We start from the raw sequence: 14222 nt of genomic DNA, 5'->3' as shown, positions 1-14222 counted from the left end.
GCTTTACGCCTCTCTTGAGCTATTCTTGTATTCCTTGGGAGATACGCCGACATGCTTGCGGAACGAGAAGCTGAAGTAATTCGGCTCCGCGTAGCCTACTTTTTCGGCGATTTCGAACGTTTTCATATCGGTGGTTCTCAGCAGTTCCTTGGCGGCTTCCATGCGGATATGCATCAGGTAGTTCACGAACGTCATTTTCGTCTCCTTCTTGAAAATGCCGCTGAAATAGCCCGCGCTAATATGCAAATGGCCGCACACCTTTTGGATGGAAATGTCGCTCTCCTGATAATGAGCCTGCACATACTCCTTCGCTTTATCAATCAGCGATTTGTAGGACGACTGGCGCTCCGTAACGATACGGGTCATCATTCGCGTGCACAGGTCGGCAATCCACTGCTTCGCTTCCTGCGGATTCGTCAGCTTGTGAATTTCGGCAAAAGGATGGAAGGCGCTGCCTAGCGCCGTATCCAAATCGACATTGGAATCCTTGGCCGCCTTCAATATAGCCGTTAGCATTTCCAGCAAATAGATCTGATAATCCTTGAAGGAAACCGGAGTATCCGCAATGCCGTGAAACAAATCGTCCACCAGCTCCTTCATTTCCTGCAGCGTCCCCACCTTGATACAGCGTATGAGCGCATGCTCCTTCAGTTCGTCGAAGCGCAGCTTCTCAAGCATTCGTTGTTCCACGTCATCGATACAAATGATCCGGTTATTGCCCAATATGAGCCGGTAATCGAGCGCAAGCACGGCATCCTTATACGAATAGCTGACATTCGAAATGTCCGCCGTTACCGTACCGACCCCTGTCGTTACCGACAGCTTCAAATATTTTTCTATGCTTTGACGTATTTCCTCCAATACCGTCAAGGTGCTCTTCATGATCGTTTCCCGGTCTTCATGATCCGCCACCGTTAGCAGCACCAGATTCCCCCCATGGATAAAAACGATGCCGAGACCATATTTATTTACAATTTCCTCGGAAATATTTAATACCGCAAACAATTTCAATTCATTATCCTTCGAGTATTTCAACGATTGCGACATGCCTCTAGCGAGAGCTTGCTCGCCCGCTTCCGGATTGTCCATGCTGAGCACCGACACAACGTATCCCTCGCCCAGCAGCCGGATGTTATAGTTGAGCGATTTCTCCTCGATTTCCGCCTTGGGCAGCTTACGGTTGATCAACGAACCGAGGAACACCTCGCGCAGGACAGGCAAGCTTTGCCGGTAATGCTCCTGCAGCGTCTGGACATTCTCTCTGCGCGACGTTTCCTCGTCGATAAGCCGCTTGACCTTCACAAGGGCGTTAATAAGCTCCTGAGAGGAAAAAGGCTTCAATACATATTCGTCGATATGCATTTTGACTGCTTTTTGCGCATACTCGAATTCATCGAAGCCGGTTAGAATGATGATTCGGGTCGTCGGGTATTTGGAGCGAATCCATTCGGACAGCTGCAAGCCGTCCATAAACGGCATGCGGATATCGGTGACAACGACGTCCGGCATCCATTTCTCGAAGAGCTCCGCCGCTTCCTTGCCGTTCTCCGCCGTATCCACCACCTCGAAGCCGCAGCCGGCCCAATCGATCTCGTGAATAACGCTTCCCCGTACTTCCTCTTCATCCTCCACCAGCAGCAGCCTGTACATTCCTTAGTTCCTCCCGAGTTATCGGCATTAATTGAGCGCTTACATAAATCAAATGACTTAAGTCGTGATACTAATGTAGCAAAATTCCCCACCGTTTGAAAGCAAGCCGGTACAGAAGCTCGCTGAACGCACAAAAAACGAGGCGCAATAAGGAATCACTCCTCACCGCGCCCCGTCGGGGTCGATCGTTGTCGTATGCTCCGCTCTAACGCTTGGACCGGGTCGTACCTTCTGCTGCGCCTACATTTTTTAACACATTGATCATAAACAAAACAACCCCTATGGACGTAACCGTTCCGCCGACGGCAATAACCGGTTCCATGCCCGCCACTCCGCTTACGAGCAGAAACAGACCGATCATCATAATAGGCAAGCCGACGTTATGGAGCCAGAAGTGGATTTTGCCAAGTACTGATTCCGCCGATTTGGGAAACACATGATACACAATCCCGGCTAAAGCCAGAGAAGCCCATCCCAACAAATTGATGTGTGCATGTACGGAAGCATAATCGAACTTGTGCGAAATCGACATGAACATCCCTAACGCAATACCCAGCACAAAATACACCGACGCAATCTTAATCAGCCTGGCTCCCATAGTGGAATCCCCTCTTCCCGGTTCGGATACTACATCATATAGGCAGGGAGGATGTTTTATGCTGCCGCAAGGGACTTTGTAACGATTATTTCTTCTTAATCTTTTCGGCGTTCTTGATCGCGGCATCGACTTGTTTTTGCGCCTTTTCCAAATCTTTGAACATTTTCTGCATCCCTTTATTCTCCATCATGAACTTGAGAGCTTGCTTGTAGTTCATCGCGGCGGTCAGCCCTTTCTTTCGTATGTTGCTACATTATATGGACAAAGAAGAAGGAAAGCGTCCGCACCTGCCCTCTCGTCCTTGGCTAACCGCATTTTGTTCGACTGTACTCCCAAAAGGCTAGCAATGCTCAAACGACTTGAAGGCCGCGGCCTGCCCCGCATAGTTTCCGCCGTCGTCATGCAAATTCCAAACGACCGCTTCTTTAATATAAAATCTTCGTCCGGTACTGGAAATCCGGATGCCCGTATAGTTATCGACATACCCGTGCTCGGCCACAGCCTGCAAAAAACGCTCGCGCTCCGAGCGCTCCATCGCTTCCGCCGTATACCGGGACGACGTGCTGGTAAACGTATCCCAGTCCATTTCCCACAAAGTAAGCGCCGCGCGGTTGCCGAAATTCAACACCGGATCGGCCTCTGTTCCGTGAGACAGAATAACGACCGGCGAATCAAACAGCTGCTCCCAAATAGCCGCATCCTTATTCAGATCGATCAAATCTCTTCCCAGAAATTGACGGTAGCTGTCCGCAATCATTCGGGCGTGAGCTTCCCCGGCTCCTATTCCTTGTAACGCGTTCTGCATGTAACTTTGCCCTCCTGTGGTCGTCTTATGGATGTTTAGTTTATGGATGTTTGGTTATGGATGTTTGGTTATGGATGCTTGGTCTTATGGATTTTTGGCGCCTCCAGATGATTGGCGATCCGATAAGCCTTGATGCTTCCCCTGCTGCAAAAACTCCATATGCTGAAATCCCCAACTGCACATATCGGCCAATACCGAAGCAAGCGACTGCCCGTGATCGGACACCGAGTACTCCACCTTCGGCGGTATTTCGTGATATACCCTCCGGTTAATAAGCCCGTCGCGCTCCAGCTCGCGCAGCTGGTTGGTCAGCATGCCTTGCGTAATCCCCGGCAGCAGCCGTCTCAGCTCCCCGAACCGTCTCGTCCCGTCATGCAGCAAAATAAACAAAATGAGCGGCTTCCATTTGCCGCCGATCGTATCCAGCGTCGCCATAATCCCTTGAGTATTCACGTCCCTCAGATGCTCCCTGCTCATCGCCGCGCCTCCCGCCTCCGCTTCCTTGCTTTCTATAGTCAGTTTACCGGAGTATAAGGAAAATGAATAGTACTATCCTGAACCGTACATAGTACGAAAAAACGTACCGGGTTTGCACTCGGCCTCTGATTATTTACAGCACTGCAGCGCCGCCGACAGACGCTCGGCATGAATCCGCAGCGGTTTACGCTGCCCTGCCTTCTTGACGATCCCTTCGGAAGCGAGTCCGTTCAACAGGTCCGCTACCGTTTCGCGTATGCTGCCCGTCATCGTAGCCAATTCCTGCTGCGTCAGCGTGACGTTCAGCTCAACCCAGCCATGCTCCTCTTCCCCTGTGCCCGGCTCGGAACCGAACTTATCCGACAGCTTTTGCAGCAAAAATAACAATCGCCTCTTTACGCTGCCGTAAGCCATTTGCTCCAGAAGCTCCTCCACTTCCTTCAACCGGGAGGATACGATTTCTATGAATGTCAGCGCCAGCTGCGGCCTCTCTGTGATTAATTGCTCAAACTGCCCCTTGCCGATCGTACAGATGACGGAATCCTCCGCCGTCTCTGCGTAGAATCCCCCGGAGCCCGTAGTAAAGGATCCGATTTCGCCGAATAAATGCCCGGCGCCTAACAAATCGACCGTAAGCTCCTTCCCGCTTTCCGTTACCCTGTACAATCGCACCGTTCCTGATTTGATAAGAAACAAAAGCTTATTCTCCTCATGCGGCGCCGCTATTAATGTCCCCTTGGGAATCCTCTGCATGGGAGTCACCGGCTCCAGCCTGCTCAGCTCCTCCCTATCCAAATGGCGGAACAGATGAATTCTCGATAAATATTTCAGCTTGTCCAACCCGGCACCTCCTCTATATTTCAATGACTGTAGTCCAGACTACATACGGTACTCATCGTAATCATTATACTGTTCTCCATAGAAAGAGATAGGGTCTGATCTCAAAAAGGAGTGTGGAAAGCTTGTCCATTGTAATCGTTAAAATGATACTGATCTGTATGTTTACGTTCTCTGCGGCGATCAAGTGGCTGCGAACCGGTTCGATGGTGCAGCATTGGCGCCAATACCGCTATCCGATGTGGTTTATGAGCGTTATCGCTTCGCTGGAGCTGGCCGGGGCGGCGGCCATAGTCGCCTCATGGCTGATCCCGCAGCTGGCGTTCTATGCGGCACTTCTGCTCGCTGCACTCATGCTGGGAGCGCTTCATGCTCATCTCGTCCGTGCCAAGCATCGTCCGGTTATGGTGATCAATGCGCTCTTCATGCTCGCGTTATCAGTGACGCTCATGGTAATAAAATAACGCTTTTTTCCCAGTCCTCATAAACATGTACAAAAAAAATTTTAATCCAACGGGCATATAAGGTATACTGCTACTATAGCCAATTAAGTCATGGGGGTAGAATGGAAAATGAGTCAACAAGATTTGGGCATGCTCGGCCGCCAATACTTGCAGGCAGAGTCCTATGGAGCCGCTGCTTTTTGCTTTTACCGTGTCGTTCTGGTGGATCGCTCCAACGGCAATGCGTGGAACGGCCTTATCCTGTCTTTGAGCCTCATGCGCAAGGAGCATGACGCCCAAACGTTGCTAGCCCGTTATGCGCAGTATTACGAAATATTGGAGTTCGACCGTGACTTGATAACGTTTGCCATGATGCTGTGGCAGCAAAATCCAGGCGCATTGGGCGAATGGGTTCGATGTGTCTCCCAAATGAAAGGGGTCAGCGAATCGGATCAGGAGCTGTTCGCTCAGATGGTAGAGGAATTGTCCAAAGCGCACGAGGATCTTGTGGAGCGTCACGGACAGGAAGCGCTTCAGGCGCAGGGCCTGCTGAGCTTAGAGGGTTATGCGGAGCGCCGCGTGGAGCTCGATTGGCTCGTAGAAGAATCGATCGACACGATCTACGAGCATATCAAGCAATGGCTGGAGGACCCGGAAGCGGTGCTGTCCGGCGTTCGTCTGCTCGCACTGATGCCGGATCCGCGAAGCGAGAAGCTGCTTCGCAGAGTATGCCGCAACGAGGAAGTGGACGGCAAGGTGCGTACGCACGCATTGCTGGCGCTTCGCTGGTTGGGCGTCCGCGGCAACGCGCGCATTCACAAGTTTGACGAATCGTTCGTCATTAACTTGGACAACCCGGAGCCGGAGCTGACGGTATCGGTACCCGCTTCGTTCAAACCGGCGCTGGACCGGGCCAGAATGTGGCTCGCCAAGGAGCAAGGCGTCATAACCGAGTTCGAGTATGAGAGCCATGCTTCGACCGACGAGAAGGAAATCCCGGATACGCTAGCCGCCAAGCTCGAGAAAGCGGAATTCCCGAGCCTTCTACAGGAAGTGGCTCACGCTTTGATCCGCGCAGCTTACGATAAGTACTATCCGCTGGTTCCGACTATTAAAGAGTCGCGCCAATGGGCCGCCGCGATCCTAATGCTTATTAAGGAATATGTAGTGAGCACCGGCGATACGTGGCCATATGGCGAACCGGAGCAGGACGAGACGGCTGTCCGTCACCGTAACTGGCTTCTGAGCGGTAATCCGAACTATGTGGATTCGTTGAAAATTTAATGGACTTGGGAAAAAGGGACAGCCGACATTGGCTGTCCCTTTGCTTGTTGAGAAACCCTACGATATCGAAAATGGTTTTTATTGTGGAGATAAGACGGCCTCGCCGGGTGATAGCTGCGGTCCTGCGTACATTGCATCCCCAAGCCAATACAAGGTTCCGTCCTCCATCGCGAACAGGTGCTGATAATACGTTCTTCCCTCAATAGGATAATGATAGGAAGAGGAGGACGCACGAAGCCGGCTGCCAGGCGGCAGATGAGTATTCACATTCCGGTTAAACCCCTGCTCCACTATGCGGCCCTCCCTATCGATCTCGGCTCCTCCGGCCAATGTCACTGCCGTGCGCCCTGTCTTCCTCAGCTCAACGGATACGGTGCTATGACTCGAATCCGGGGTATACTTCATCTTGAGTTCAAGCTCATATACCTGATTCTTCTGATCCAGCAATTTGCCCATATATCCGATGCCATCCGAGTAGATTGGATGCATTGGCGACCATTGCTTGACATTCAGCTTCGTATCGACAGGCTTCATTATCAGTTCTCCTTCCTGTAATGAAGCCTTGTAATAGAGCTCTCCCCGATCCGTAAGAATGAACGGGAACGAATCGCCGAATACTTGCTTAACCTTCCCTTTCGGTTCTGGAACGAATGTAAGCTTGGTTGCTTTATCCACCTGCGATGTGTTTCCTTCGATATGATGCACGCTGCCGTCTGCCAGAGCCAGCAGCAATCCGTTGGCGGCTGCAGAGGCATCCATTATCGCTCCCGGTACCTTGAGCGTCTTGCAAGGCTTCGTTTCTTCCGGCTCCGCTACAATCAGCCTGCCGTCCGCTGTCAATACCGCGAAATGACCTAACGCCGGGAACGCTTTGACCACCTTGGGACCGTAAACTACCGGTCTTACCGTACCGTCGCCCTTCAGCTCCCATAAGCTGCCGCTCTGAACCGCCATGATTCGTCCATTCACTTGAAACAGGGCATCCGCTCCGCGCCATGTGCCTAGCGGCAGCAGATCGGCCGTATAGATCGGGCTGCGTCCAAGCTGGCCGTACATGTTCGAGCCGACAGTCAACACCCGTCCATCCTCGGTCAGCGCAAGGAGGTGGTCCGTTCCTGCCGCAATGGATCGAATTCCTTGAAGCCCCACCATTTGCCGGGGAGATTGCGGTGTAACCGGGTGTCCTTCGGATTTCACAAGAGCCGGGCTGTCCCCCCATGCCCATACGGTTCCGTCCTTTTTTAATCCAACAATGGTCCGCTGTGTAGCCGTAATCTGAACCATGCCCTCAGGTACGGGAAGAAGCTCGACGGCACCTTGATCGTTTATGCTGAACCAACGGTTATCAACCGATAGCACGAACGCAGGGTTTTCATACGATAGGGTCGTTTCCACTTGCTGCACCCGAACGCCGTCCGGTAGAGCGAACGGTTCCGGATCTTTGGGCGGACCCGAAGAAAATGGACCGCCCGCCTTCCTTAGCGAACCGTCTTTGGTGAGCGCCAGCGTGATAAACGGACTGGCCTCGATAGCCTTCACCTCGCCGAATCCGTGTACCTGAAGCAGCGAAGGCTTGCCGTCCGGACCTGTAGCAGCGTAGAGCTGCACGCCGCTGTCCCGGCTCACAATATATACCGATGTATCATCCACCTGTGCTAGAGCAATGGCTCCCGACAGCTCGGGGATTTTCCTGGGTCCTCCCTCGTGGTTCAACGCAAAGACGTCGCCACCCAGCGCCATGGCGAACCCGCCGTCCACTTGAACGATCGAATCGGGTAACCCTCCAAGCTTCTGCGGGAAGGCTGCGGGCCTCGTTCCTTTGCCGAACTCAAACACCCCCCAGCGGTACACACTTCCGTCCTCCGCGAGGGCGTAGGATGTCCCGAATTCCATCCCGTAACCGGCTCCGTCAAACAGATGACCAACCGATACTTGCCGGATGCCTTGTAACGGCTGGCGCGCCGGCTGTTCTGCCGGAGTATAGCCGGAAGTCGCGTTCGTTCCGGGAAACCAGGACACATCAGGCGGGCAAGCGGCGTAGTGAAACGAAGTCCCAGCGGGTTCGGATACAGGGGCAGGTATTGACTTAGGTTCTGAATTAGCTTCAAAATCGGGCTTAGACGGTTTCCCTGCTCCGTTTTCTATCGCCAAAGGATCGGAGCCTTGTACAGCCGGCTGCGTCACCGGTGCTGCCGTTGGTGCTGCATCGGTACCCTGCTTTCGATCAGCATCCCCCTTCAGCAACCACAGAGTGACTGCCGCGATCACCATTACGGTTATAATCACAGACCAGGATGCTATATTTCGTGAACGGACGATGAAGTTCCAAGCATTCTTGAGCATGAGGATCGACCCTTTCGTGGAAATATCTGGTACCCTATTTAACGTCTGTTTGGGAGGAAATGTTTCGAGGTAAGCATAGCCGAATGCACCAAAATTGAAGAGCTTGTACTATTTCGTTCGGTGTACTGCTTTCGGTGTGCAGACACTCCAGACGCACTTCTCAGTACAGCAAAAAAAGCCGCAAGCGCATCTCGCGCCTGCGGCCCTACTTTATATACCACCAGAAGCATCAATCAATTCTCCGAATCGAAACAGCGTTCCCCGTTCACATAGTAGCTGTCTTCCCGATACGTAGTAAACGCTATTTCCATTTCCGGAATCCCCAGCGCCTTCACATGCTCGGCCAACGACTTAGCGAACCGGTCTCTGACTGCGAGTCCCCGTTCGAACCACTTTACTTCAATAAACGGATACGTCTCCACTACACTCCCGTTAAATACGGAAGTCGTGTTCAGACAATCGATAACGAAATTATCGGTTGCGCACTCGCAGATGGCGGCCAATTCCTCCACTAGGGACGAACTGATCTTGCCCATTTGCTCGGCTGCGATTCCTCGGACAATAAGCTGCGGCATACTAACGCTCTCCTTACCTATCGGACGGCAGGACAACTGCAAAGCCTCGCATCCAAGCGAAGCGTGAAGAGGCCTCACGTCAACTTTTTTTAGATGTAGTGTACCGCGTAACCCGCTTATTGGCAAATCATTCGCCTATTCGAATCGCCTGAGATCCTATCCGCTGCTTACCGGTTCAAAAGCTCCTTCAATCTGCCCGGATAATCCGTAATAATTCCGGATGCGCCGTAAGCAATTTGCTCCTCCAGGTCTTGCACATCGTTAACCGTATACGGGTAAACCTGCAGACCGGCTTGAAGCGCATGCTCCACATCGTCTTGATCCATTTGCCGGAAATACGGATGAAGCGAATAGACTTCCGCTCCGAAGTTTCTTGCATACACGTCCGCGCGATGCAGCCTCAGCTGATACAGCAGGCCGATCTTGATCCGCGGCTCCGCCACCTTCAACCGGTACAAGCATTTGTGGTCGAAGGAAGAGACGACTACCTGCTCGAACAGCTCCCGCTCCCGCAAAAAAGCGGTCAGCTGCTTCTCCATCTGCTCATCGTAAGAATGCTTGACTTCCACGTTGATCATGATCGATGAGGGAACGAGATCGAATACTTCGCCAAGCGTTGGCACCTTCTCGCCTTTATACGCGTCGGAATGCCATGAACCGGCATCCAGCGTTTGAATCTCCGCCAGCTCCTTGTCGAAGATGCGTCCCTTGCCGTTCGTCGTACGATCCAGCGTTTCGTCATGGCATACGATGATTTCGCCGTCTTTAGACAAGTGAACGTCAAGCTCGATAGCGTTGCAGCCTTGCTCCAGCCCAAGCCGGAAAGCGCCCAGCGTATTTTCCGGAGCCATTCCTTTGGCGCCGCGGTGAGCAATGATAAGAGGTTTTTGATTTGGCATAGTTCGTATTCCTTTCCCGTTGTCATTAACGAATGAATAATGAATAGTGAAGCATGAATGCACAGCAAATCCTCAAAAAAGCGGCTCTTCACAACGGTTACCTTGCAAGCTATACCCCGAATCCTCCAGGGGCGTCGCCTCATGAAACAAAACGGATGGAAACAACAGGAAATCCGGTTTCAGGCAACAAAAAAACACATAAACTGCTCACCTAAGGTAAGCAATTCATGTGTATTTCTCCTAAAGTCTCCTACACAAGATATGAACTTGTTCGTCACTATACTACTTCGAAGCCTATGAAAAGTCAATGGTTTTTTCCCGCTATCCTACACGGTTTGCACGATGCCGAACGAGGCGAATGCCGTCTCCTTGAACCGTTCCTTCCACGGCGCAACTCCGGGTATCGACTCATATAACTGCTCAAGTCTGTCATAGTAGAACGACTGAACGACCTTCGCGTATTCGATGCAGCCCGAGTCCCTGATAAAAGCCAAACAGCCGGCTTTATGCTGCAAAAACTGCTCTTCACCGATCGTCCCACCGTAAAATTGCATCAGTGGGGCGAATTCCCGCTCACTGTACGATAATAAGTGCAGAATAGGCAGCGTCCGTTTTTTTTGCAAAATATCGTTCTGGTTATCAAACTGGATCAGATTGTTTACATCGTTCTCGATCTGAGCTACCACCCCCAAGCAGGAAGCCAGCTCATTCAGCTGCTCCGCCGCTTGTTCGGCAGCATCACCGGCCAAGGAGTAACCAAGGTAACAGGCCAGCCGGATTAAGGAGCCTGATTTGTGCTGCACCATCGCGAAATAATCCGCTTCATCCTGGATATGAACGTCAGAGCTCAGATCGCACTGCTGTCCGTTGACGGCCAAGGCGATCAGCCGGTTCACTTCGATGATGCTCAAGCGGGAAGCTTGCCCCAGCTCCTGCTGCAGCAGGCCGATTTCTGCCGCAAACGCCGCCTGAAAGCCAAGCACCGCATTCAACGTGAACGGCTCCGGGCATGTCATCCAAGCCTTATGGAGCTTGTCGCGGTCCTGCAGATCGTCTACGATATCGAGCGTCAGCATGATCAGCTCCGCCAGAGCGGCTGCCCGTTCTATCTGCGGACAGTTTCCTCCGAGCATCCGGTGGCTCGTTTCCACCAGCCCGCCCCATTTGGTTCCGCTCTCCGCCCGGACGGCAACGAAGCTCTTCATCAGCTCGTTCAGCTCTTGAACATGAATGTAGCGGTCTATAATCCCGTTCATTTCGTCTTTCACGGTAGGCTTCAATTTACTCTCCCCTGTTCGCTTCGGTATAATATTTGCTCTGAACGAATTGCTCCAATGCTTGAACCTTCGTCTTAACGCCCATTTTGTCGTATATTTTCTTCAAATAATTGTCCACCGACCGTTTGCTCACATAGATTTCCTGAGCTATTTGCTCGTGTGTAGCCCCCTTGACGAGAAGGGACATAATGCGAACCTCATCGTTCGTCAGTACCGCCTCTTGCGCGGGCAGACCGGTGACAAGCCTCATTTTGCTGAAATACGACAGAGGCACCATGGTACAGCCGTTCATAATGCAGTGGACCATATTCAGGATGGCGCTTTCCCCGGATTCTTTGGAAATAATGCCGCTAACCCCTATCTCGAGCAAATGATTGTATATATCGGCCACGTCGACTCCAGTGAAAATAACAATGTGAATGTCCTTGTAAAGCTCCTTTAGCTGTTTAGCCACACTGCTTCCGAACTGATCCGGCAAATGATAATCCAGAAATACAAGCTCCGGCCGGTATTTGGCGACAAGCTCGAGACATGCGGCCCCGCTGCTGGCCGTCCCCATCACTCGTACTCCTTCCACCTGCTCGAGAATGGTTTTCGTTGCATTGGCCATAACCGGATGATCGTCTACAATGAACACCGTCAACGTGCTGCTCAAGCGAGAACCGCCCCCTTTATCGGTAATGAAATCCATATTTGAAGCCCTTTCCCCCGGCTTGTCCTAACATCCACTTGCCCGTCCATATACAATACACGGCTCTTCATCTGCTCCATCCCAATTCCTGATGTGCCGATCTCGAGCTCCGCATCTCTCGCCTTGTGCAAGTTAAAGCCTACGCCGTCATCTTCGTAAAACAGCAGCAGCATATCGTCCTCGATGGTAATCTTCATGCTTACTTTCGTCGCCTGCGAATGCTTTTTCGCATTGTTCAACAGCTCCTGAATAATGCGGAAGAAGTGCCGCTTTCGGTCCAAGTCCCACGCCTCCGCCTCTTCGGCGCCAATAGCGTGAAATTCAAGCTGAAACGGGCAAAAGGCAGCCTCCTGCTCGAACACCTTCTGTATCGTTCGAAGCAGCCCTATCTCGTACAGCAAATGCGGGTGAAGCTCGAAGCAGCTTTGGCGCAAATTCGTATTGATAATCTCCACATAATCGATAATATTGCTCATGGTTTCTTGGTCCTCTTCGGAAAAATTCGTCGTATCCATCAAGGAGCTGAACCGTTTCTTCAAGAAAAACAAATCCTGCAGCGTCGTATCGTGAATATCGGTCGCAATGCGCTTGCGCTCCGCCTCCTGCAGCTCGAACATCAGCTTGCGAAACCAGATAAAATCCTGGGAAGCCTGCTCGTTAGGCAGCCGGGCTGCCAAGCTCTGAAGCCTCAAGTGAAGCTTACCGATCAAATGCATATTCTCCAGGCTGACAGCGAGATATGAAATAATCAGGTTTAACCATTGCACTTCCTCCATCCCGAGGAACGTGTTCGTCTTTTTTCGGGTCAGAATCAAATAGCTCGCATATTCTTCATGGCGGATAATGTCCAAGCGGGTCAGCATGGATTCGGTTTCGGATTCGGCTGCTTCTGCAGCCAGTGACTCCGCTTCCTCCAGCGATATATCTCCTGCAAGGACGGTCTCCATTCTGTCGTTGTACTGGAACACGATGGCTGCGCCGAATACCTCCAGCGTGTTCACTATATCTACGAGAACGATCTCCTTCAGCTCCCGGAAGCTGGAGATCGATTGCAAATCGACGGCAATTTTCTTTAAAGCGTTCTGTAAATGGTATTTGCGCGGAAACATGATGGGCTGCAGCTTGGTTGCGAAATATTCGAGTGAGTAAATGACGAAGGATAGCAGAATCAAGGTGAACATGAAACTGAACAGCAAATGGCTCGCTGACGCGGTTTCGCTGAAAATCATAGCGATGATCCCCGTAAGTAATGCACTGGGAACAGCAGCGATTACGGTCGTAAATACGACTCGGCGCACAACGAGATCAATGTCGTACAGCTGCTTGGACATGATCAGATAGGCGAAGGAAATTGGAAACACCAGCACGAACCAGGACGTATATAAGGGTATGACGACAGGCTCTGACTGCAGCAGTTTCGGAACGAACGACAAGAAGATAAAAGGCACAAAGGAGACGGCCAGCGCCCACCATACCGTTTTGATAATGGTTGTCAAATACGAGGCTTGCTTACGGAACTTGAAAAAAACATAAGCCAAAAAGCTAAAATTAAGCAGCATGCCGAATAAAAAAAACGGTATGATAAACTGGCTGCTCAGCTGATAAAAATAACCCGTCAAATCAGGTACAAGATAGCACAATGCGGGGCAAACCAGCACCCCTACGATAAAATACAGATAGCGCAAATAGTTCGAGGGAAATTGAATTTGTCCCTTTTCCTTCATGAAGACGACCAAAAAGTGAAGGAAGACGATCGGCAGCAGCAGCATGAGCGAATATATTAAAAACTTCCCCAGCGTATCGCCTCTTACTGAAGCTCCGAAGCTGGCAAAAATGACTCCGATGTTAACAAAAACCAGAGATAAGTAACGGGCCGATGAAGAATTCCCCGCTTTCCGGTACAATACTATGGCGAGGGACAAGCAAAGAGCTTCGCCGATAACCGGGTAAAAATCCGTGCCGACATATACCTTTCTGTGACCGGCATCTACGGGCAGCAGCTGTCCGTTTCGCTCCACAACCAAGCTCTCGGCTTGCTCCACTGCCTTCCATTTTCGTATCGTCCCGTGTTCTGCGGCCGGCATTCCGTCTACCTCGATCAGTCTATCTCCGACCTGCAGATTCATCAGCAAGCTGGTGCTCCCCTGCTCCAGCTTCCCGATAATCCACTCCCCGCGACTATTTTCCGTCACTAAAACGCCAAGATACGGATGGCTAAACGTCACATAGGTCAGCCAAATTTGAACCACCACTAACAAGGAAATGGATAATCGAAAAAAAACTTGCTTTTTCATCAAAATCCCCCTTGTTTTTCCAAAAAAAGTGATATAATAAATATGTAAT

The 14222-nt window shown here is 51.4% G+C and carries 15 protein-coding genes; 3 read left to right on the top strand and 12 right to left on the bottom strand.

What is annotated here, in order from left to right; genetic code table 11:
• Window positions 1–3: 3 nt before the first annotated feature.
• The 6 genes from ACFQ88_RS21325 to ACFQ88_RS21300 all read right to left on the bottom strand — a co-directional run bounded on the left by ACFQ88_RS21325 (window position 4) and on the right by ACFQ88_RS21300 (window position 4370).
• Window positions 4–1650 carry a response regulator transcription factor gene (locus tag ACFQ88_RS21325; protein ID WP_379456474.1) on the bottom strand — a complete coding sequence of 549 codons (1647 nt, stop codon included), beginning with the start codon at window positions 1648–1650 and terminating at the stop codon, window positions 4–6.
• 205 nt (window positions 1651–1855) lie between these two features.
• The gene (locus ACFQ88_RS21320) at window positions 1856–2248 is read right to left on the bottom strand and encodes a cbb3-type cytochrome c oxidase subunit I (protein WP_239631976.1); all 393 of its coding nucleotides are present in this window, start codon (window positions 2246–2248) and stop codon (window positions 1856–1858) included.
• An 85-nt stretch (window positions 2249–2333) separates the two neighbouring features.
• The gene (locus ACFQ88_RS21315) at window positions 2334–2465 is read right to left on the bottom strand and encodes a hypothetical protein (protein ID WP_275590451.1); all 132 of its coding nucleotides are present in this window, start codon (window positions 2463–2465) and stop codon (window positions 2334–2336) included.
• A 123-nt stretch (window positions 2466–2588) separates the two neighbouring features.
• Window positions 2589–3053: an MEKHLA domain-containing protein gene (locus ACFQ88_RS21310; protein WP_379456471.1), complete on the bottom strand. Its 465-nt coding sequence runs from the start codon at window positions 3051–3053 to the stop codon at window positions 2589–2591.
• A gap of 84 nt (window positions 3054–3137) precedes the next feature.
• Window positions 3138–3530, bottom strand: coding sequence for a winged helix-turn-helix transcriptional regulator (locus ACFQ88_RS21305; RefSeq protein ID WP_379456469.1), 393 nt, complete (start codon window positions 3528–3530; stop codon window positions 3138–3140).
• Window positions 3531–3659: 129 nt separating this feature from the next.
• A complete protein-coding gene (locus tag ACFQ88_RS21300; RefSeq protein WP_379456467.1) occupies window positions 3660–4370 on the bottom strand; it encodes a Crp/Fnr family transcriptional regulator in 711 nt (236 codons plus the stop codon).
• Window positions 4371–4483: 113 nt separating this feature from the next.
• Here ACFQ88_RS21300 and ACFQ88_RS21295 point away from each other — a divergent pair, with 113 nt between their 5' ends.
• Window positions 4484–4831, top strand: a complete 348-nt coding sequence (locus tag ACFQ88_RS21295; RefSeq protein WP_239631968.1) for a DoxX family protein — start codon at window positions 4484–4486, stop codon at window positions 4829–4831.
• A gap of 108 nt (window positions 4832–4939) precedes the next feature.
• Entirely contained in the window at window positions 4940–6094 is a 1155-nt protein-coding gene (locus tag ACFQ88_RS21290; protein ID WP_239631966.1) for a HEAT repeat domain-containing protein, read from the top strand.
• Between the two features lie 78 nt (window positions 6095–6172).
• Here the strand turns inward: ACFQ88_RS21290 and ACFQ88_RS21285 are convergent, their stop codons facing one another.
• From ACFQ88_RS21285 to ACFQ88_RS21275, 3 genes are all read right to left on the bottom strand, one after another.
• On the bottom strand, window positions 6173–8437 hold the full coding sequence (locus tag ACFQ88_RS21285) for an RCC1 domain-containing protein (protein ID WP_379456465.1): 2265 nt from the start codon (window positions 8435–8437) through the stop codon (window positions 6173–6175).
• 233 nt (window positions 8438–8670) lie between these two features.
• On the bottom strand, window positions 8671–9012 hold the full coding sequence (locus ACFQ88_RS21280) for a DUF1904 family protein (protein WP_379456463.1): 342 nt from the start codon (window positions 9010–9012) through the stop codon (window positions 8671–8673).
• Window positions 9013–9179: 167 nt separating this feature from the next.
• A complete protein-coding gene (locus ACFQ88_RS21275) occupies window positions 9180–9911 on the bottom strand; it encodes a glycerophosphodiester phosphodiesterase (RefSeq protein WP_379456461.1) in 732 nt (243 codons plus the stop codon).
• A 53-nt stretch (window positions 9912–9964) separates the two neighbouring features.
• Here ACFQ88_RS21275 and ACFQ88_RS21270 point away from each other — a divergent pair, with 53 nt between their 5' ends.
• The gene (locus tag ACFQ88_RS21270) at window positions 9965–10126 is read left to right on the top strand and encodes a hypothetical protein (RefSeq protein ID WP_379456459.1); all 162 of its coding nucleotides are present in this window, start codon (window positions 9965–9967) and stop codon (window positions 10124–10126) included.
• 111 nt (window positions 10127–10237) lie between these two features.
• Here the strand turns inward: ACFQ88_RS21270 and ACFQ88_RS21265 are convergent, their stop codons facing one another.
• From ACFQ88_RS21265 to ACFQ88_RS21255, 3 genes are read right to left on the bottom strand one after another with little or no spacing between them, the layout of a single operon-like run.
• On the bottom strand, window positions 10238–11191 hold the full coding sequence (locus ACFQ88_RS21265; RefSeq protein WP_379456457.1) for a polyprenyl synthetase family protein: 954 nt from the start codon (window positions 11189–11191) through the stop codon (window positions 10238–10240).
• Window position 11192: 1 nt separating this feature from the next.
• A complete protein-coding gene (locus ACFQ88_RS21260) occupies window positions 11193–11843 on the bottom strand; it encodes a response regulator transcription factor (RefSeq protein ID WP_379456455.1) in 651 nt (216 codons plus the stop codon).
• Window positions 11840–14173: a sensor histidine kinase gene (locus ACFQ88_RS21255; RefSeq protein WP_379456453.1), complete on the bottom strand. Its 2334-nt coding sequence runs from the start codon at window positions 14171–14173 to the stop codon at window positions 11840–11842. The genes ACFQ88_RS21260 and ACFQ88_RS21255 overlap by 4 nt, the downstream gene beginning before the upstream one ends.
• Window positions 14174–14222: the final 49 nt, after the last annotated feature.

The sequence above is a fragment of the Paenibacillus sp. NPDC056579 genome (genome assembly GCF_042793215.1).
Lineage (GTDB): Bacteria > Bacillota > Bacilli > Paenibacillales > NBRC-103111 > Paenibacillus_S.
Note: the sequence above shows the minus strand (reverse complement) of the source record. Positions and strands in the feature narration are given on the sequence as shown.

Coding starts and splice junctions, on each gene's coding strand:
- ACFQ88_RS21325 (WP_379456474.1), bottom strand. CDS start 1,650: ATGTACAGGCTGCTGCTGGTGGAGGATGAAGAGGAAGTACGGGGAAGC.
- ACFQ88_RS21320 (WP_239631976.1), bottom strand. CDS start 2,248: ATGGGAGCCAGGCTGATTAAGATTGCGTCGGTGTATTTTGTGCTGGGT.
- ACFQ88_RS21315 (WP_275590451.1), bottom strand. CDS start 2,465: ATGAACTACAAGCAAGCTCTCAAGTTCATGATGGAGAATAAAGGGATG.
- ACFQ88_RS21310 (WP_379456471.1), bottom strand. CDS start 3,053: ATGCAGAACGCGTTACAAGGAATAGGAGCCGGGGAAGCTCACGCCCGA.
- ACFQ88_RS21305 (WP_379456469.1), bottom strand. CDS start 3,530: ATGAGCAGGGAGCATCTGAGGGACGTGAATACTCAAGGGATTATGGCG.
- ACFQ88_RS21290 (WP_239631966.1), top strand. CDS start 4,940: ATGAGTCAACAAGATTTGGGCATGCTCGGCCGCCAATACTTGCAGGCA.
- ACFQ88_RS21285 (WP_379456465.1), bottom strand. CDS start 8,437: ATGCTCAAGAATGCTTGGAACTTCATCGTCCGTTCACGAAATATAGCA.
- ACFQ88_RS21280 (WP_379456463.1), bottom strand. CDS start 9,012: ATGCCGCAGCTTATTGTCCGAGGAATCGCAGCCGAGCAAATGGGCAAG.
- ACFQ88_RS21275 (WP_379456461.1), bottom strand. CDS start 9,911: ATGCCAAATCAAAAACCTCTTATCATTGCTCACCGCGGCGCCAAAGGA.
- ACFQ88_RS21270 (WP_379456459.1), top strand. CDS start 9,965: ATGAATGCACAGCAAATCCTCAAAAAAGCGGCTCTTCACAACGGTTAC.
- ACFQ88_RS21255 (WP_379456453.1), bottom strand. CDS start 14,173: ATGAAAAAGCAAGTTTTTTTTCGATTATCCATTTCCTTGTTAGTGGTG.